The sequence below is a fragment of the Paenibacillus sp. 1SOY10 genome (assembly GCF_056836745.1).
This window is the reverse complement of record NZ_JBXENK010000002.1, coordinates 1,044,985-1,064,112: the sequence shown is the minus strand read 5'-3', so window position 1 is coordinate 1,064,112 and position 19,128 is coordinate 1,044,985. Positions and strand designations below refer to the sequence as shown.

Sequence of the window (19,128 nt, the reverse complement as noted above, 5' to 3'; positions counted from 1 at the left end):
TCCTCCTGCTAATTTGCGGAAATCGGCTGAATTCTGAGGTTTAGCTGGAAAATCTCCCTATAAATCCACACTTTTGGTCCATATTCGGTAATTCCGGCTGTATTATATGGATAATTTCCCTATAAACGCCATTAATCCACTTAATCATAAATTTTAGATGGAGGATTTCCCGTTAAATGGGAGATTAAATGAGCGATTTGCGATGAGCAATTCGCGCTTAACAATTCATGCTGATGGCCTCTCGCCCACTAAATTATCTCGACTAAGGCAAGGGGCCAAATGTTTCAGGCCCCTATTTATCTACTATCGATCATCTGCTATCAATTACCCAGGTAACTTCCATGCGCGCCGTATATCAGCAGACTCATCCCATGTGCGGCCGGAAAGGACCACCTTGAGGAAGGGAACAAGATAGCTTTCATAGGCAGCATATGAGGGAGCCGCCTGGATATCCGCGATGATACGCGGCAACGCCGCTTGGAGCGTACGGCGGTCGCCGCTATAGAAGGCTGCGAAGATCTCCTCCCGGTCCAGCGGCCTGGCCAGCAAGTGGCTAGAATTCTCGGCAATCAGGCAGGCCAAAGCCACCACGCCCTTGGTGATGCGCGGAGAAACGAGGAAGCTGGGCAAGGTTCGGTACTCAAACCCGCCGTATTCCTTGCGGCGAAAGTCGCCAAGGAAGCCGTATTTCGGACGGCGCCGCGCACTGCCTTCTCCCTCTAATAGGGAGAGAGGCAAGGCCAAATAGTTATCGAGCGTTCGCAATAGCTCCGCCGTCAACAACACGCCGCTGAAATGCAGATGCCCTCCCAGCGGGAACCCCTGCTGCGGCATGGCTCCCGCCTGCCAAATCAGCTCGCGGTTATCGATGGCCGCATGAGCCTGGTGGAAGGCTCGCAGCAAGTGAGTGACGACCTCTCGCGGCTCTTGCCCCGGACGGGGACGAAGCTCAGCAAGGGGGAATAAGCGTCGCCCCCTGTACCGCAAGACATCGCAGCCTGCTTCTCCATGAAATTGCAGATAACGCGAGGCCGGAATCACTTTACGTGTCGTATGATTAAATAACAAAAATTCGGGGTCCATCCCGATCATCCGCTCCTTGGACAATTCCAGCAGCCGCTCCTGCTCGGCAAGCTCATCACGCATCGCCAAAGCCACGCCATCGGCAATCACGGAGCTTCTTATCTCTGGAGATATAGACAACGGATCGATGGTAAATCGGCCCTCCTCGCCTGCCGAGATGATAACCTCTCCCATATCCAGGCCCAGTGCGTAGAGCGCCCGGATGGCCGTGCTTTCCAGGCGCTTTCCGAGCGGCGAATCAAAAGAAGGACCACTACCTGGCAGCGGCAAGGTCTGTCCTGTATTCCCCAACAAGCGAGCGTCCAGCACTCGAAGGTGAAATACCGTCACCGCATAACGCCGTGCGAAGGACGTTTCACCGCCGCTTTGAAGCGCAGAGCGGCCTTGCGATACTTGTAATCCGGCGGCTTGCAGCCGTTGACGCCAGGCCGCCGGGTCACGCAAACCCAAGCGACGACCAACTGTGATCTCCTCTACAGGTCCGTGGAAGTAAGCTTCCTTTGGTCCGTAATAAATCCAGCGGGGACCGGAGCCTTTAAGACCCTCGGCCTTGGGCAGCACCTGATAAGGACCCCCAAGACGGACGAGCGCCTGCAGCAAACGAGCATGGGAGGCTTCCGAGCTAAGCCTGATTTTGAATACCAGGCATTTTTCCCTAGCCATTACGCACCCCCTCCTTTCGCCCAATCGGGAAATGATTCCACAAAAAGAGGGCAGCCGCCCTCTTCGACGACGCCCTTGCTGCATATACTACACTGTAAGCGGCACAACCCGGTTCTTCTCCATTACGACTTCTGGCACAGACACGAATCACAGTTCATCGTCGAGGAGATCCGGGTCCAGGTCTTCGTAATCTCCAAGCTCCGAGCCAAAGTCGTAATCCTTGTCTTCGATGTCGCTTCCCGGCACAACAAGGACATTGAGCTTCGTCTCGGCCACAAGTTCTACCGAAAATTCGCGTTCCACCCGAATGGCAACGCGGCCGTCTCCCGACACGCTGGCTTCTACCGTACTCGGCTCTTGCGTAGCTTCGGCAGATACCTCCACCGTAGAAGTACGGTGTCTGGAATCCAGATAGTTCAGCGGCACATTCTCAACATAAGATACAGTTTCCTTGGCAACTTCGGTCTGCGAGTTCTTGTCGTACGAATACCAGATGTTAATATCGTAAGTACCAATAACTTCAATTCCGTCTCCCGCCGCAACCGCTTCATACTGGTGGTTAATAATCCAGGCCCCCAGAATGCTTGAAGGTTTGTGAGGTGGAGTCACGGTATGTGTTACGGTAGAGAACTTACGACCTTTTCCGCAGATCGCTTTCGTGATGATCTCTCTACTTTGATATTTCAATGACATGTTAGAACCTCCTCCATACATCATTCACTTAAAGTGTATGCAGGACATTCGTCTAGGGTGACAACTATTTTAAAAGCTATTTCAGTTCCCTTTCGCTTGCTGCTCCGCGATTCGCTGAATCGGGGTTTTATTTTTTTTCGAAATATCCAGAAATAGAGACAACTCGCGGCATAATTGGAGGATCGCCGAGCGAATCTCGAACTCCTCACGAGTGGACGGGAGCTCCATCATTTTAAAGTTCTGTTCCAGGTCGTCCAGCATTTGCTCTGTAATGCCTGTGTACTCCTCCTCATTCACGTCCACGCTAAGCCGATCGAACAACAAGGCGGCAATTTCACCTTGGGGCATTTGTTGATACACCTGGGCGATAAGCTCCAGCATCCCCTCGATACGTTCCAACTGTTGTTTGCGCATATAGAAGTACACCGTCCAGGCCTCGTTTGGAGCAATCATCTGATTCTCCAGCGCCCGCCCCGCCGTCGTTACTCCTTCCTGGACTAACCTTCCGGCCTTCGTCAGTTCCTTGCCGTCCCAGATATGCTTCGGGTCCCTCAGCGTCTCCGCTATCTCCTGAAAGATAATCGAGAACGAGCCATCCACCCTGCGGCGCAGGTCCAGGAGCTTGTCCTCCGTCTTGGGCATATAGAGGAAATTAACGACCATCGCCGAGCCGAGACCGATAATCAGTAGCTCCGTTTGCGTTAACAGGACATGCCACGATATCTCCTCGCCCCCGAACACGCGAAAAACCACGACCGAACTGGTTACAATGCCTTCCTTGAAGCCCGCCCGGGTAATGAGGGGAAAGGCAATCAGAATGTAGATGGCGAGCACCCAGATATGGAATCCCAGAACGTAAAAGATGCCGAAAGCCAGCAGCAGACCGAGCAGTGAAGCGAAAAACCGCGCCCCGATGGATTTCAGACTCCGCTTGCGTGTCACATCCACGCCCAAAATCGCCAGCAAGCCCGCCGAATTGGCTCCAGGCACATTGGCAAAATCGGCAATAAAAATCGCCATCAATGTGGCTATTGCTGTTTTGATGACTCGAAACCCCATAGAAACCACCTTTTCTCGCATCGGATGAACAATCATTATAGTATGGCAATATCCTACTTGATTTTGCACATTCCGACAATGCTAATCTAAAAAGGAGCGTCACCGCTCCTTGATTAGCTTGCGTTCAATATAGACAACCATCTGATACATGGCGGTGGCGACGACAGCGATAATGACCAGGCTTGACAGCACTAACGTAAAGTTGAACACCTGGAAGCCGTATACAATCAGATAGCCCAGCCCGATTTTCGCTACGAGGAATTCTCCAACAATGACGCCTACCCAGGCCATGCCTACATTCACCTTGAGGGTCGAGACTATGGCGGGAAAAGAAGCAGGAAGTATCGCCTTCATAAAGACGTCACGCCGGCTGCCGCCAAATGTTCGGATGACCTTGACGAGGTTGGAATCCACTTCATTAAAGCTATTAAACACAACAAGGGTGGTTACAATCACGGTAATAGACAACGTCGTAACTACAATAGCTGTAAACCCGGCACCAAATAATACGATGAAGATCGGTCCCAGTGCCACCTTGGGCATACTGTTGAATACAACCATATAAGGGTCCAGCACCTTGGATAAAAACGGTGACCACCAGATCAACACAGCCAGCAACGTGCCGAGCACGGTACCTAACAAGAAGCCTACCGCCGTTTCACCCACCGTCATGGCCAAATGTGGCCATAGCTCACCATTTAGCATATCCTTGATGATCTGCCCGCCCACTTTGGAGGGATAGCTGAAGATCAGGACATCGATCCATCTCATACGTCCGGCCAATTCCCACAACAGGATGAACGCTACTAGCAGCAGGGCCTGAACTCCGAACACCCAGCGGTTCATCCTCCGTTTTCGCTTGCGGTGCTCTATCCACTTCTCTTCCAGCCAAGCTTCCATGGCTACGCCCCCCCTCTTTCCGCACTCTCAAGATCCCCCCAGATTTCATGAAACAGCTCATTGAACCCTTCTGCTTCCCGGGCGTAGAACGGGGTTGCCTGCCGAATCGACTCAGGAATACGATACGTGCTGCGAATTCGGCCCGGATTGGGAGCCAGCACAATGACCCGGTCGCTGACCGCGATGGCTTCCGATAGATCATGAGTAACCAGTACGCCCGTCTTATGCCGCTGCTTAAGGGTTCCCCACACCAAATCCTCAAGTTGAAGCTTGGTTTGGTAGTCCAGTGCCGAGAAGGGCTCATCTAGCAGCAGTAATTCGGGATCGGTTGCAAGCGTCCGTACCAGCGCGACCCGCTGCCGCATGCCCCCCGAGAGCTGATGAGGATACAGATCTTCCGTATCCCCAAGTCCCATCTCGGCCAGTAATCCTCTGGCCTGCTCCCTGCTCTCCGGTGTCAGTCGTCCGGTCAGTTCAAGCCCCAGCACGGCATTATCTAGAATCGTGCGCCAAGGAAATAAATAATCCTGCTGGAGCATATAACCCACCATCGGAGACGGTCCGTTCACAGGTTGGCCATGCAATAGCATTTCGCCGCGCGACGGAGGAAGCAATCCGGCTATGACGGACAGTAGCGTCGTCTTCCCGCACCCGCTGGGGCCAACCAGGCTGATCATCTCGCCCGCGTGCACCGCCAGGTTCATCTCTTGCAGAGCAAGTACGGCTTCCCGGTCCGTGACGTAGACCAAATCCAAATGCTTTAATTCCACGACAGAAGGTATCAAATGCTCACGTCCCCTTTCCGTATCATTGATGAATGTACTGCGTGCCAAACCGCTTATTTTGCCGTTTCTACGGCCTTCTCCGCAAACGCATTGTTCACGAGCGTTCCAGCATCTACCCGTTCATTCAATTCCCCCGCTCCCTCCATCACGTCCAGCAGGTTGTTCCAGGCTTCTTCCTCCAAAGCAGGAGTCTTGGCATAAGTGCCCTGTTCCAAGTAACGCTGAATAGAACTAACCAGGATATCCATATCCGTATCTTTAAAATAAGGAGCAATCACCGCCGCGGTCTCCTCTGGAGTATGGGACTGTACCCAGCGTTGCGCCTTGTGAACGGCATTCGTGAAGCGTTGGACCGAGTCAGCGTGATCCTTAATATAGCTCTGGCGCGTCATGAACACCGTGTAGGGCAATTGCCCGCTCTCCGTGCCGAAGGAGGCAACTACATCCCCTTTACCCTCTCGCTCAATGATGGAGGCCTGAGGCTCAAACAACTGAACAAACTGCCCCGTGCCAGAGACAAATGCTGCCGTAATGTTGGCAAAGTCAATATTTTGAATCAGATTCAGATCCTGATGCGGATCAATTCCATGCTTGCGCAGAGTGAATTCCCCAGCCATTTGCGGCATGCCGCCCTTCCGCTGGCCCAGAAAGGTGCTTCCCTTCAACATCTCCCAATCAAAATCACTAATCGCTTCCCGTGACACCAAAAAAGTGCCATCTGTCTGCGTCAGTTGGGCAAAATTAATGACCGGGTCCTCGGAGCCCTGCTGGTACACATAAATCGAGGTTTCCGCACCAACCAGCGCCACATCGATAGCTCCTGACAACAGTGCCGTCATCGTTTTATCCCCACCTGCAGTGGTTTGCAGTTCAACATCAAGTCCCTCTTCGGCAAAAAAACCTTGAGCCAAAGCAACGTATTGGGGCGCATAGAATACCGAACGGGTCACTTCCCCGATTTTGATCTTGGTCGCTTGACCGTTATCTCCGCAGCCGCTCAAGGCAGCGGTCAGGAGCAAGACGAGGGCAAGCCATAACCCGGCATGGCCTTTGCTCATACCGTTCACCTCTCCTTCCAAATTAAGCCGTCTCCTAGCCAAGCCTTCGCCGGCACAGACCAGAACATACTAAATAATATGCACAGGCTAGGCAAAAGGTTAAGGCCGGACGTCTCCTCCTTGGACATAACAAAAAGCCGCTGCCGAAGCGGATTTCTCCATTTCAGCAGCGGCTTTGTCGTCAGACTGATCACCGGATCAATCAGAAACTTTAGATGGGTTAGATACTTTAGAATCCATAAATCGCTTTGAATTTCTCTTCCAGGTAATCAGCCAGATAATCCGGGTTCAACTCTTCACCGGTTACAGCGAGAATGATCTCCGAAGGCTTGCGGCTCTTCCCGTATTTATAAATTTTGTCCGTTAGCCATTCCTTGATGGGCAGGAAGTTACCTTCGGCAATAAATCCTTCGAATTGCGGCAACTCCTTACGCAAGGTGTGGGTAATCTGCGCGGCATACATATTCCCCAGCGCATAGGACGGGAAGTAACCGAATAATCCACCGGACCAGTGCACGTCCTGCAGCACACCAAGTCCATCATTTGGCGGAGTCAGACCGAGGTAGGATTTATATTTCTCATTCCATACCTTAGGTAGTTCACTCACGGCCAGCCCCTCGTTGAACAGCATCTTCTCAATTTCATAGCGAATAATAATATGCAGATTGTAGGTAAGCTCGTCGGCTTCAATACGAATCAACGAGTTCTCTACGCGATTAGATCCGCGATAGAACTGCTCTGCGTTCACATCCTTCAGTTCAGCCGGGAAATGCTGCTGCAAATCACCGAAGTACCGTTGCCAGAAAGGCAAGCTGCGCCCAACCACGTTCTCCCAGAAGCGGGATTGCGATTCATGAATCCCCATGGATGTCCCTTGGCCCAGCGGCGAGCCTGCCAGGTCCGCAGCAACGTTCTGCTCATACAGAGCATGACCGCCTTCATGCAAGGAGCTAAAGATGGCGCTGGTCACGTCATCCTGCTTGTAGTTAGTCGTAATGCGTACATCCCCGTGATTGATAGTCGTCTCAAAGGGATGAACCGTTTCGTCAATCCGACCAGCTTCAAAATCATAGCCGATCTGCTCCAGCAGGAACCGGCTGAATTTCTCCTGCTGTCCTTTGTCGAACAACTGATTCAGGAATGGAGCCTCCGGTTTGTTCTTGGCGGCAGTGACCGCCTCCACCAACGGAACCAAACGATCCCGCAATTGGCCGAAGACCTGATCGACCTTCTCTACCGTCAAGTCCGGTTCATACATGTGCAGCAGCGTATCGTAGCGGGTCGCTCGCGGTCCCCAGTAGTCGATAAACTCCTGTGTCTTGTCCACAATTTGCGTTAGGTAAGGCTCGAATCCGGCAAAATCACTATTTTCCTTAAAATCCTCCCACAGCGTCTCCGCATGAGCGGTTAATTCCGTATACTCCTGGAATTTCTGAGCCGGAATCTTGATGCTGCGATCATAATCCTCTTGAACCTCCAGAACCATGCGACGCTGAACATCATCCAATTCACCCAGAACCGTGGCATGATTGAGGTAGGAGAGGTATTCTCCCATCTCATCCGAGGTTTGCAGCTTGAAGGCTTCCGTCGACAATAAGCCGATGGTGGCTGCCCGAGTCTCCGCTCCTTTGCGCGGCGCTCCCGTACGTAAATCCCAGTTCATCAAGGCTACTGCTTCCTCATAAGCGCTAATCTTTTGTAGAAGTGTCCGAAAGAGCTCCCACTTCCTGGCCGTTTCCTGCTTCATGACATCTCCCACCTTTACGGGTTCAAATTATTTTATTGCTACTCTTGATGATACTTTTAACAATCCGTATAATCAAATTTTAAGATAGGAACTTAGCTAAACAAAGGAGGCAGGTCAGATGAACCAACTGCATTCGATTCTGGATTTCAACCGCAAATTCGTTGAAGGCAAGGAATACGAGAAGTATTTGACAGATAAATTCCCAGAGAAAAAAATAGCGATCGTGACCTGCATGGATACACGGCTCGTTGAGCTTTTGCCTAAAGCGATGGATCTTCGCAACGGCGATGTCAAGCTAATCAAGAACGCAGGAGCTATCATATCCCAGCCCTTCGGGAGTGTCATGCGGAGTCTCATCGTAGCCATATATGAGCTGCATGCTGAAGAAGTGTTCATCGTGGGGCACACAGGCTGTGGTATGGCTGCCCTGAATTCGGACCACGTCATCGACTCTATTCGGGAGCGGGGCATCAGCGATGATGTGCTGAATACGCTGGAGAATTCCGGAATCAAGCTTAAGAAATGGCTGCGAGGATTTGAGAATGAGAAGGAAGGCATCATTCAAACAGTTAATATTGTCAGAAGACACCCTCTCCTGCCAGCAGATATCCCCGTACACGGGATGCTGATCGATTCAGTGACAGGCGAATTAGAGTTAATTATTGATGGATACGAGCAAATGCCTGCGAACTAGCGCTTCGCTATAAGGAAGGGATGGAAGCATAAGATGAACTACCGTTTGGATGAAAGGATACCTCGGCGGGGAACCTGGTCCGAGAAGTGGGATACGGGACAGCAATTGTTCGGAGATCAAGACGTGTTGCCGCTTTGGGTAGCAGACATGGACTTTGCCTGTGCACCGGCCATTGTTGAAGCTGTTACCGAACGCGGCAAACAAGGAATTTACGGCTACACACTCCGTCCCCAGGAATATCTGGATGCCATCACAGGCTGGTTCTCCCGTCGTCATGACTGGGAGATCGACTCGGCCTGGCTAACGGATGCACCAGGGGTAGTCCCTGCGCTGAGCATCGCTGTACAGGCCTTAACTGAGCCAGGGGATGCCATCATTGTACAGCCTCCGGTGTACAACCCCTTCTATGACGTCATCCGCAGGAATGATCGGAAGGTTGCGGAGAATCCGCTCGTACTGGAGAGCGGGCAGTACCGCATGAACTACACCGAGCTTGAAGCCCTGATGCAGGACGGGGCCAAGTTGCTGCTGTTATGCAGCCCCCACAACCCCGGTGGGCGAGTATGGACCCGGGAAGAGCTGGAGCGGGTTGGTAGTCTCTGTACCCGGTACGGTGTCAAGGTAGTCGTCGATGAGATACATTGCGATCTGGTATTCCACGATTACCGCCATTTACCATTCGCCTCGCTATCCGAAGCTCATGCCCAAATGACGGTTACCTGCCTGGCCCCATCCAAGACCTTTAATATTCCGGGTCTGGCTACTGCGTTTACGGTCATTTCCAATCCTGAACTACGACGCAGGTTCAATGACCGGATGAAGGCTTTGGCCCTCGGTTCAGTCAATTACTTTGGCCCTGCAGCTACGATTGCCGCCTATAATCAAAGCGAGGACTGGCTTGAAGCGGTACTTGACTATGTGCAGGACAATCGCGACTATACGATCAAATATCTATCGACCCATCTACCTGAGGTACACCCCATGCTGTCCGAGGGAACGTACTTGCTCTGGGTGGACTATAGGAAGCTTGGTCTTAGCGGGACTGAACTGAAACAACTGATGTACCGCCAGGCCAAAGTCGCATTCACCGAAGGCTCTGTCTATGGAACGAACGGAGAAGGCTTCCTGAGAATCAATCTGGCCTGTCCCCGTTCCTTGTTAACAGAGGCTTTGGAACGGTTTGTAGCAGCGACGGGACGTTAGTCCCGCCTGCTCTATTAAAATATGCCGATTCATCCAAGAAACGTATAATCTGTGACATATGCTAGAGTATCCTGACAGTAAAGGAGGGATACTATATGCCTACTCTTATTGATGGTAGAACCTCGCAGAATGCCAGTACTGCCAACTCCATCGCTATCCCGATTCTTGTAATCAACACCCCGCAGCTCTTCGGCCAAATCGGGTTGATTACCCAAGGAGCGGTAGGAGTGCCGCGTGTTCAGTTAAAGGGAACGATTGCGCTTCAGCTCCCATTAGCTCTGGTTGCAATCACCATCACTGTGGTTAGGGGAACGCTGCCGACCGATCCGGTCGTATATAGCGCTTCTTCCACATTTAACCTTTCTGTACTGGCACCGCAGCTTCTCACATTCTCTGCCGACGATTTCAATCCTCCGTTGACTCCCCAGTTGACTTATACTGCCTTCGTATCGTCCAACCTTCTGGGCACGATTCGGGTCGGACCGGAGAACTTTGACGGCATTCTGATCTCCGACTAACATTTCGGTTCATTATCCCAAGCCAGGTCCTGAAGTATTCGCTTCAGGGCTTGGCTTATCTGCGAATAACATGAAATAAGCCACTCACTAGTGGCTTATTTCATGTTATTGCTAGCTGACAGGCAACACTTATCCGCCTTGGCTGGCCTCCGCCTTCTCCTTACGCAACGTCTTTAATTGCTCCGAAAGCTGATCCAGTGATTTCTTCCGTCGTTCCATCGCTTGCTGATGCTGCTGCTCCAGCAAAGCAAACTGCCGGCAGTCGAACTGCATCCAGGCCATTAAACTAGGCGCATCCGGTAGGACCCCCCGTTTGAGATGACTACGTTTGCGAGCCACACAGCACAAATATTTATGCTGTAGTTCTACCTTCTGTATCTCGAAATAGGGATTCAGACAAACCGCCAGATTCCCGGCATAAAACGTCTGCTTATGATCATAAAAAGGATGGTATCCGTAAGGCACCGTCACTACCAGCGTCCCATCGTCCACCAGCAGCCGGTGAGCATGCTCCAGCAGTGTCTCCGGCCGGGCAAAATGCTCCAGAATCTCTCCCAGAATAATAGAGTCAAAGCTACCCTTCCCCTTCCAATCCGTGATGTCCATCAGCTTGAATTGGGCCTTGGCTCGTACGGAGACGGATTCCTTGGCCAATTCTTGACGCGCATACTGGATGCTCTTCTCTTCGAGATCGATGCCGGTTACTCGTAATCCTTCTCGCGCCAGCAAGATGGCTGTAATCCCTTGACTACAGCCTACATCAAGCACCGTCTGGCCGGTAACCGAACGGCAAATCCAGTGTACCCGGGCCCGAGTCGATTCATGGGATTCCACCGAATTAACCAGCCCGTAATAACGCTCGCTCACCCGATCATGAATAGCCATCTATTAATCGCCTCCCCTCTTCCCCTCAGAATGTCCCGCCTTTAGATCATGAATTCCTTCAGCACCCGCTGAATCTCAGGCGGACTTAGCCGATCCCGCGGCGGAACCTTCTTCTTGGAGGTATTGGTGGCATGCACGACATTCACATAATTACGGGGAGTCAACAGCTCATGGGGCAAATCGACCACATTGCCGTGTGTACCTCTTCCTGGCAGCTTGACGCGATAGCCTGATAGATAGTCCGCCGTCTTATATAAGAAAACATAAAATTGCGGCGAACGGTGAAAGGTTGGTGCCATTTCGCCCGCAACACTATCCCATAGGTACCCGTTCTGATTGGTCAAAGCCATTGTGTCTGCTTTCGGCTTTACATCATACAATTGCTGTACATAAGTACGATGATACAGATCATCTGAGTCCAGACGGGCAATATATAGATCCTCGCTATCACCTGCAAAAGACGAAATTACATTTACACTTTCCTTATTGGTGCCGAACCAAATATTTTTGGGCAACGGGCTTTGACTAGCCAGAATGTCGGCAACGAATTTCTCTGTGCCAGGTGCAATTTTCAATATAGCCATAAAGTTCTGATTGGTTTGCGCCTTCAGGGAACGAAGTGTAAAGGTGCGAAAAATCTCCATCCGGTTCACCAGCCACTCCTTGGTCAACCGTTGCGGATCAAAACCGAAGGTATTGAAATTTGTCTCAATAATCACCTTTCTTGACATGAACTCTCCTCCTTCATCGTTGAAACCACCGGTGTTGTACTTTATGCTCAGGGTGGCCAAACCGACAGGACATATGCAGCAATTCCGGCAAAATATAGATTATTGTGCCAGAGTCCAGGCTTCAGTCAGGATAGCCGCACAATAATTTCAAAAGCTAGCTACATAGAGTAAAGAGATCCATACGTCATGTGAAGGGATGGAGTTTGCATGCAACAGGTATTTCTGGAAAGCAGAGATTTGCTAAAACGCATGTCCCAGGCTCTTTGGAAGAAAGAGCCTTTTTCTCTGGTACGCGTCGGGGATGGAGAGAACCTCGTATTGTCCCAGGATACGGTATGGCCGATAAGCAAGGTGCTGGAAGAACGCTGGGCCATTAAGGCCAGCAAAGGCCAGAAAGGCCTGTACCTGCCCAACATTCCCTTAAGGGATGCAGTTGCAGCCTCCATTCGGAATGCATCCGTGGTCGGTATTCTGCCGCATAACGATAACATGATCAAGGCCCCCGACTATCTGAAACGGCCGTTAACCGATCAGGTATTCCGTCACTTTGATCTAAACCCTCCGCTGATATGTCATGCCGGGGTAAATCGTGAGTTGGCAGAGATGCGTGAGTTCTGGAGGCTACTCAAGCAACGGCGCATTCTAATTGTCACTCGGGAGGCCGAACAACTGCACCAACGCCTTGAACAACCACCCTATTCCCTGCATATTGTCAAGTCCTTGCCTTTTGACCATTGGGGACAGTACCGGGAAACCATGGACTGGATAACTAGCCATGCGGCCAGCTTCGACATCGCCCTCTTCTCTTGCGGGGTGAATGCCGTGGTACTGGCTGAACGGACGATGGCCCTCACTGGAAAAATAGCACTGGACTTCGGCAAAGCAGCTAATATTGTCTTAAAGGGACGGGCCAATTGAGCAAGGTGGTTCATCTCCGGAAGATGGGGACATCTCGTTGGCTGCAAGTAAGAAGAAAGAAAGCGGCCCTCTAGGTAAGGACCGCTTCTTTCAAGTATGACCCGTTATTTGTTCAGGCGATGGCTTGCCTGCTTCCAACAACGCTTTGTTCCGCACCAGAATCAGGGATAGCAATAATATGAGCACCCCCGTGCCAAGCAGTAACCATTCAATCGGAAATACATCAGCAATCGGGCCGAAAATTAACATGCCCATCGGCATCATGGAAGTGGAAATCATGCTAAACACGCCAAAGATACGACCCATATAGTTCTCGTCCACCTTCTCTTGGATCATGACCATGGTGGGTGTGTTCAAGAGTGGCATCGCTATGCCGAAGATGGCCATGAACACCAGGTAAATCCAGAAGATGGGCACCGCTCCAAGCAGAAAGGTACATACTCCCATCAAGATAGTGGCTAAAGTCATAGTATGAACTTTATTTCTAAAACCGCCCCAAGCTGCAATCAATGCTCCGCCTATCATCATCCCGACAGAGAATGCAATCTCTATGGCCGTTAGTCGCCAGACATCGTCACCGAAGGTTCTGGTAACTTGCAGGGGGGTCAGGAACGATGCAGGGGCCATCAGGATGAAGAACACTGCCATGAAGGCAAAGAACGCCTTCAGGTAAGCTTGCTTCCCGATATAAGCCAATCCTTGCTTGAGATCATCAAAATATCCCGTGGTCGCATGCTCCGCTGCTTTGCGGTGAACGGGAATACGAAAGAACAGCAGCAATGTCAGAATGGCGAGGGCCGCAGTCACGACATCGATGAAGAAGATGGCCTCAATGGTGGCCACCGTTAACAACCCCGCGCTCACGATGGGCGACACGAACATAATGATAGCTTGCAGGCTTCCGTTGATCCCATTAATTCTTGTCAGTTTGTCTGCTGGTACAATCTGCGGCAGAATGGCTCCGACCGCCGGTGTCTGCACGCCTGCACCAAGTGCACGGACTGCTGCAATCACGAATAATAACCACGCTTCGTCATAGCCTGCCAGGAACAGGAGCGCTAATATGAGCGTGGAGAATGCAATCACGCCATCAGCCAGCATAATAAGTCGCTTGCGGTTGTAACGATCCGCCCACACCCCCGCTACTGGAGATAACAAGAATGTCGGGATGAAGCCGCAAATAATATAGAGGGTCATCATAACGCCGGACTTCGTGTTCAGCGTAATGTACCACATAATTGCGTACTGAACCAGAGAAGAGCCAAATAATGAAATGGTCTGACTGCTAAGAAAGAGAATGACATTTCGTTGCCACTGGTTCGGTGACGGCTTGGAAGTGGATTGTTCTGTGCGGCTCACCTTTGTCCCCCTTTATATGAAACAGTAATATGCCTAATTATAGAATAACCCGCTTCTGTCGCCAAATACTAAAATTTTATGCTGTCAGTTCAGCTCTTACGGAGAGGAACGTATCCAGTTCACGGGTAGTGATCGCATCCACTCCCATGGAAGCCAGCCGCCTCATCTCCTTAGCCTCGGATACCGTCCAGACATACACTACCAGCCCTTGGCTATGGGCCTCCTCTAGCATTTCCGGCCTGACAAGCTCATAAGGAACATTTAACCCGAAGCAACCTGTCGCCCGGCTATCCGCACAGGTATGGGCAACTGCCCTGGCATAACTAAGCGTGCGGAAGCGATCAGCGTCTATATTCAACAGCTTGTGAAGTTGAGGGGCAACTAGCTGGGCCTGTAATGCGGCAGAATAACCGCAACCACTCAGGAAGACCTGTTCGACCATCTCCAGACGATGAATTAGCGCTGCCAAGGGCTCCAGGCAGGTCATCGTCTTTAAATCCAGATTCATGGTGAGGCCGACCTCCCTGACACGGGACAGGAGCGTCTCCAGCAGTAGCGGCGGTGATATTGCTTCATCCTGTAACTCCTTCCAGCTCATGGCCAAGACGCTACCTTTACCACCACCATGCAAACTGACCTGGTCGTCGTGAGCCAGAACAAGCTGTCCATCACGCGTTACGCGAATATCATCTTCGTAAATATCAGCGCCCAATTCCATTGCGGCATCCAAAGAAATCAGGGAATGATCCGGATGCCCCATACAGCCGGTGTGAGCAGTCATTAAGGGGAATTTAAACATGTTTATCATTTACCTCACCTTCGGTCAGGAATATAACAAGAGCTTGAAGCTCAACTCCTTATGTTACGCAACATCAATCATCTGTATATCATGGAGATATTAAGCTTATGTAAAGAACAATGAAGTACAAATGGCGCTGCCCGGACATGCCCGGCAACGCCATTTGCTTAGCTTAAATCATCTCTTGCTTATTCTTCTCTTGCCCAAGCATCGAACCTCAGGAACCATAAACCTTCCAGCTTTGCAGTCCCGTCGAGGTTGTTTCCTTGGCTACGATCATCAGCCGCAAGCGATCCGTCGTCACAGGATTGAATGTGGTCGTGTTATATTGATCGGCCTGAGTTCCGTACCCTGAAGCTCCCGTCACATTTACCCAAGCTGACCCATCCCAATATTGAAGGGTATAGGCAGCGGGAAGATCAATTCCACCGTCGTCATCAAACCAATAGACATCCATCTGATCCACGGTGAAGGTCTGATTCCACTCATACTGGACCCATTGGGTGGTATTCGGGTTGTCCCAATTTCCGTAAACGGCATGTCCACGGTCGTTGGAGCTGGTCGGAGTATAGCCGTCATTGAGGCCGTCCAGACTCTCCCAAGGAGAGACATAAGAAGTGGAAGCCGTAGCAAGCGGGGCAATATCTTCCGTCTCCTCTTCGCCTCCACCCGAATCACTACTAGCCAGCGCAGCAATTTCCGTAGCAGTGAGTCCACGACCGTAAATCCGGAATTCATCAATGCTTCCGTTGAGATACGCATCCCCGCTGAATTGCGAGCGCCCAATCCAATTCTGCGTAGTCAGGCCCAAATTAGACGGACTTAGAGTCATGGACGTATTCCGAGCAACCTCGCTACCGTTGACGTACAAAATTCCCGTTGATCCGGATTTTGTGACCGCGACATGAGTCCATTCCCCGGTAGGAAGCGGGGTATTCACGCCAATCTGCTGCTCACTACCATTCCCGTTGTTCGTGATACCAAATCTTAGCCCGGCGGCTCCCCCGGCATCGGGAGTCAGGAACATATAACTGCTCGTTCCCGTACCAAAATCGAAAATCCGGGCCCATTCGGAATTGGCCCCCAGGTTCACCCAAGTTGCAATGGTAAAGTCGTTCAGGTTGCTAGTGACACTTGAAGGCAACGAGGCATACGCATTCGTGCCGTTCAAAGCCAGTGCATTGCCGGACTTCCCTGCCACCCAGCTAGTTCCACCGGACAGGGTAGCGTTGTACCCATTGCCTGAGGTATCGGTAGCCGTTGAACCCGAAGTCTCGTCCAGCGGATAGATGGCTACCACTTCTGGTGTCCCCGGTACTCCCGGGCCATCACCTGGCTGCAGCTTAATGTCGTAAGTTGCTGCCGTACCGATATTCAGGGAGACCACGGCAGGTGATCCACTGGTTGCCGTCACGTTGCCAACGACATTGTCGTTGATTAATACATCATAGGAATCCGCAGCAAGACCCGTGAATGTCACCTTCGTGGTATGAGCGGTCCCTGGCGTAGCATTCTTCAACGCGAATTGAACATAGTCCTTGGAGGTGGCAACCGTAGCCGTCGTATAAGTATCCCGCTCCAAGGCCATCCCGAATTTCTCCGTAATGAGATTCAGCTTCTGGAACACACCGTCCTTCGGAATCACCACGTAGTTGTTACCATTCTTGGTGACATCGGCTCCATAGCCGTAAAGGCCAAACAGCGGATCAACTGCTACATCGGCACTCAAGATTTTGATCGCGCCCCACAGGCCCAGATCCGCTTCGCCGGACATGCCGCGCCAGCCGTTAAACAGCGGGCCATCTCCGACACCAAGCGCCCCATGATTGCCCTTGGTCATCTGATAGGTCCAGGCTACTGCCCCGATATCTTCCGGGTCGGAGCTGATCTGCCCGGAGTTGATTGCACTCAGATTACCAATCTTCGAAGCATAAGTCAGACGTTGCTCCACTTCCGGATTGGTGGAATGATTGCGTACCCAATCGTCCATCGCGTAGCCCTGCAAGGCTACCGTGTACTGGAAGTTCCACCATGGTTCGCCCGTAATCGTCACCGGTACCGAATAGAAGTACCAGAGTGGCATATGACCGCGAGTCGCCCGAACCTTGGTGTTGATTTTGTTCATCATCGTCTGGTTATTGTTCATCTTCGCAAGCGTGTATACGGACTCTTCTCCCGTGTTGTCGTAGTTATATTCCGAGCCGTACGGATAAGTGGTGTTGCGGAAATTGTTATACTTGCGGGTCATTTTATTAATAACATCGTTGGCTTGGGTGTTGTACCCCTCCTCTTGCAATGCCTTGATAATCTCTGGCGTGCTAAGTTCACCCATTAGCCCGGTATTCCAGTTGTATGCGACCGGACCATCGTATAGCGCTTTGAAAATATTGTAGGCACGCAATAAATAAGTCGTACGCGGATGCTCATAGTTGATCAGATCCGGGTACATTTTCGCCAGCTTGTACATGCTGAAGTAGGTATTGTAAACGTGCGGGTATGCGTATCCACGATAAGTTGGCGTTGTGTTTGGCTCCGGCATGAGGAAATCGTGAATCAAATAATCATCATGATGACCGTTCATCAGGTTAGTCCAGATCGCCGTCTCCAGATAATCATCTACGGCTTGAATCTCGGACGCTACCGGTCTCTGAACATTCTTCTCGGCCAGGAACTGGCCATGGGTCAAGCCCCAATCATCGCCCCAACCCCAATAACCATTAAATACGTTACGCCGGGAGTTCGATTGCATCATCCAGTCATCAAACACCTTGTCCCGGATATCCCCTGGTACATTCCACTGTTGCTTCTGCACCATAAAGGTGGCATGGCGCTGCAAGGCATCGGCAATAGGCTCAATAGCGTAAAATTGCAGGACGGTCTTCTCGCCGCTACCATAGTTCACTGTAATATCGTTTTGACCGAGCCTGCTTAATTTTAATGAGTACAGTTGGTGTCCGCCAGGCGCGGTGCCAAGGGAAGTAATCGTAGTCTGCGAAGGATACTGAGCCACAACGGAGTTGATTGCCTTGGTCGTCCGCAAGCTGAACTTGGCCGTCTGGTCGGTAGGCACAATCATCCCCGGTACGACAGTAAAGTCGATCATGCCTTCGGAGTACAGCCGATCCTTCACAGCTTGCTCGTTAGCCGCTTTGAAAAATTTGAAGGCATACGTCTTGCTGGCCCCCGGTGCCAATACGAGGCTCGTATTCGGTAAATACCCCCGGTTCGTGCTTTTGATGACATTAGAGTGAATATAAAACACCGTCAGTCCTTCCGGCCAGCCGCCTTGATCGGCTGCCCATTTGCTGCCCGGATGCTCTTCAATCCGCCAGTTGTCCATATATTCAAACCCTGCCCCGGTCGTGCTATCCGGCACCATGAGCAGTGTATTGCCAATGCCGCTTGGACGTTGAACCGTAATATAGGAGTTGTTGTTAGCTACGTTGGAGTGGGTTACAACCCGCGACTCGTAAATCTGCTCATTGCCCCCCGCTGACCAATATTCATTGAAAGGCAGAGGCAGCCCGAAATCACCAATTTCCAGCGTCTGATTGCTGGTGTTGGTCAACGTAATCTCCCAGCGCAAGTGATTGCTCTGCAATGAATAAGACTGGTTCACCCGGAAGTTGCGAATTCCTTCTGAGTTGCTTGAATTCTGATACGTGATATTGACCGTATTTCCGGATTGGCTTTGCGTCCGCCCGTCAGCCGAGCGGTTGGTCCAGGCCGTGGTCCAGGCTCCGTTATTCAAGCGGTACTTGAACATCAGCTCCCCCACCCACTGGTGGTCAGACGTATTTTGCTGCGGTGCATTGGTAGTGTTCATCACGTAGTTGGTTGGAAAGCTGTCCCCGACAATCTGTAAGCTGGTGATTTCCCCGTGATTTCCCGTAGTAACCTGAAAATCTCCGTTGGACAATGTGTAGGCGGAAGCCGCCTTCGGTAATGCGATAACCAGCGTACTTGCGACAAATAAGCCGACTAGCCATTTTACAGGTCTTGACAACGTCCTTCCTTGCCCCATCATTCGCCG

General features: G+C 51.3%; 16 protein-coding genes. 4 read left to right on the top strand and 12 right to left on the bottom strand.

What is annotated here, in order from left to right:
• Positions 1-324: 324 nt before the first annotated feature.
• The 7 genes from AC1VOR_RS10855 to AC1VOR_RS10825 form a co-directional block, all read right to left on the bottom strand.
• Positions 325-1,746, bottom strand: a complete 1,422-nt coding sequence (locus tag AC1VOR_RS10855) for a putative amidoligase domain-containing protein (protein WP_482617637.1) — start codon at positions 1,744-1,746, stop codon at positions 325-327.
• 147 nt (positions 1,747-1,893) lie between these two features.
• The gene (gene cotE / locus AC1VOR_RS10850; RefSeq protein ID WP_018752871.1) at positions 1,894-2,439 is read right to left on the bottom strand and encodes an outer spore coat protein CotE; all 546 of its coding nucleotides are present in this window, start codon (positions 2,437-2,439) and stop codon (positions 1,894-1,896) included.
• Positions 2,440-2,520: 81 nt separating this feature from the next.
• Positions 2,521-3,498: an aromatic acid exporter family protein gene (locus AC1VOR_RS10845; protein ID WP_482617636.1), complete on the bottom strand. Its 978-nt coding sequence runs from the start codon at positions 3,496-3,498 to the stop codon at positions 2,521-2,523.
• Between the two features lie 99 nt (positions 3,499-3,597).
• A complete protein-coding gene (locus AC1VOR_RS10840) occupies positions 3,598-4,398 on the bottom strand; it encodes an ABC transporter permease (protein WP_482617634.1) in 801 nt (266 codons plus the stop codon).
• Positions 4,399-4,400: 2 nt separating this feature from the next.
• A complete protein-coding gene (locus tag AC1VOR_RS10835) occupies positions 4,401-5,180 on the bottom strand; it encodes an ABC transporter ATP-binding protein (protein ID WP_482617719.1) in 780 nt (259 codons plus the stop codon).
• A gap of 56 nt (positions 5,181-5,236) precedes the next feature.
• The gene (locus AC1VOR_RS10830) at positions 5,237-6,241 is read right to left on the bottom strand and encodes an ABC transporter substrate-binding protein (protein ID WP_482617633.1); all 1,005 of its coding nucleotides are present in this window, start codon (positions 6,239-6,241) and stop codon (positions 5,237-5,239) included.
• Between the two features lie 229 nt (positions 6,242-6,470).
• A complete protein-coding gene (locus AC1VOR_RS10825) occupies positions 6,471-7,988 on the bottom strand; it encodes a carboxypeptidase M32 (protein ID WP_482617631.1) in 1,518 nt (505 codons plus the stop codon).
• A gap of 118 nt (positions 7,989-8,106) precedes the next feature.
• Between AC1VOR_RS10825 and AC1VOR_RS10820 the strand changes: the two genes are divergently transcribed.
• The 3 genes from AC1VOR_RS10820 to AC1VOR_RS10810 all read left to right on the top strand — a co-directional run bounded on the left by AC1VOR_RS10820 (position 8,107) and on the right by AC1VOR_RS10810 (position 10,403).
• The gene (locus tag AC1VOR_RS10820) at positions 8,107-8,682 is read left to right on the top strand and encodes a beta-class carbonic anhydrase (protein ID WP_482617628.1); all 576 of its coding nucleotides are present in this window, start codon (positions 8,107-8,109) and stop codon (positions 8,680-8,682) included.
• A 33-nt stretch (positions 8,683-8,715) separates the two neighbouring features.
• Positions 8,716-9,885, top strand: coding sequence for a MalY/PatB family protein (locus tag AC1VOR_RS10815; protein ID WP_482617625.1), 1,170 nt, complete (start codon positions 8,716-8,718; stop codon positions 9,883-9,885).
• 95 nt (positions 9,886-9,980) lie between these two features.
• Positions 9,981-10,403 (top strand): hypothetical protein, encoded by a 423-nt coding sequence (locus tag AC1VOR_RS10810; protein ID WP_059052920.1) that lies wholly within the window; start codon positions 9,981-9,983, stop codon positions 10,401-10,403.
• Positions 10,404-10,532: 129 nt separating this feature from the next.
• Here the strand turns inward: AC1VOR_RS10810 and AC1VOR_RS10805 are convergent, their stop codons facing one another.
• A complete protein-coding gene (locus AC1VOR_RS10805) occupies positions 10,533-11,288 on the bottom strand; it encodes a class I SAM-dependent methyltransferase (RefSeq protein WP_482617624.1) in 756 nt (251 codons plus the stop codon).
• 41 nt (positions 11,289-11,329) lie between these two features.
• Entirely contained in the window at positions 11,330-12,019 is a 690-nt protein-coding gene (locus AC1VOR_RS10800; protein ID WP_482617623.1) for a glycosyltransferase, read from the bottom strand.
• 207 nt (positions 12,020-12,226) lie between these two features.
• On the opposite strand from AC1VOR_RS10800, the gene AC1VOR_RS10795 reads away from it, so the two are divergent.
• Positions 12,227-12,937 carry a GT-D fold domain-containing glycosyltransferase gene (locus tag AC1VOR_RS10795; protein WP_482617622.1) on the top strand — a complete coding sequence of 237 codons (711 nt, stop codon included), beginning with the start codon at positions 12,227-12,229 and terminating at the stop codon, positions 12,935-12,937.
• Positions 12,938-13,027: 90 nt separating this feature from the next.
• Here AC1VOR_RS10795 and AC1VOR_RS10790 read toward each other — a convergent pair whose 3' ends face one another.
• From AC1VOR_RS10790 to AC1VOR_RS10780, 3 genes are all read right to left on the bottom strand, one after another.
• On the bottom strand, positions 13,028-14,296 hold the full coding sequence (locus tag AC1VOR_RS10790) for an MFS transporter (RefSeq protein ID WP_482617621.1): 1,269 nt from the start codon (positions 14,294-14,296) through the stop codon (positions 13,028-13,030).
• Positions 14,297-14,372: 76 nt separating this feature from the next.
• Positions 14,373-15,095, bottom strand: coding sequence for a glycerophosphodiester phosphodiesterase (locus tag AC1VOR_RS10785; protein ID WP_482617620.1), 723 nt, complete (start codon positions 15,093-15,095; stop codon positions 14,373-14,375).
• 217 nt (positions 15,096-15,312) lie between these two features.
• On the bottom strand, positions 15,313-19,122 hold the full coding sequence (locus tag AC1VOR_RS10780) for a DUF5695 domain-containing protein (protein WP_482617618.1): 3,810 nt from the start codon (positions 19,120-19,122) through the stop codon (positions 15,313-15,315).
• Positions 19,123-19,128: the final 6 nt, after the last annotated feature.